Genomic DNA, 281 nt, shown 5'->3' with positions numbered 1-281 from the left:
AACGGGCATGTTACACTTCCTGCGTCACGCGGAGGACTTCTTCGACGGTGGTCATCCCTCGGCGGGCTTTCTCGAGGCCGTCTTCACGAAGGGTGATCATCCCTGATTTTAAGGCTTCCATCCGAAGTTGGTCTGCAGTCGCATTCTTCACCACCAAATCCCGCACTTCCCGGGTCATGAGCATCAGTTGGAAAATGCCGAACCTTCCCCGGTAACCTGTCTCTTTACAGTGGTTGCATCCCTTCCCCCGGTAGAAAAGCGTATCCGGTTTAAAATCCAGC

The 281-nt window shown here is 54.1% G+C and carries 1 protein-coding gene; it reads right to left on the bottom strand.

The features are described 5' to 3' along the window. Positions 1-10: 10 nt before the first annotated feature. A partial coding sequence (locus L9G74_RS20275; RefSeq protein ID WP_438944594.1) for an ATPase, T2SS/T4P/T4SS family occupies positions 11-281 on the bottom strand: 271 nt, incomplete at its 5' end.

This window comes from Shewanella electrica, assembly GCF_022321485.1.
GTDB lineage: Bacteria > Pseudomonadota > Gammaproteobacteria > Enterobacterales > Shewanellaceae > Shewanella > Shewanella electrica.
Note: the sequence above shows the minus strand (reverse complement) of the source record. Positions and strands in the feature narration are given on the sequence as shown.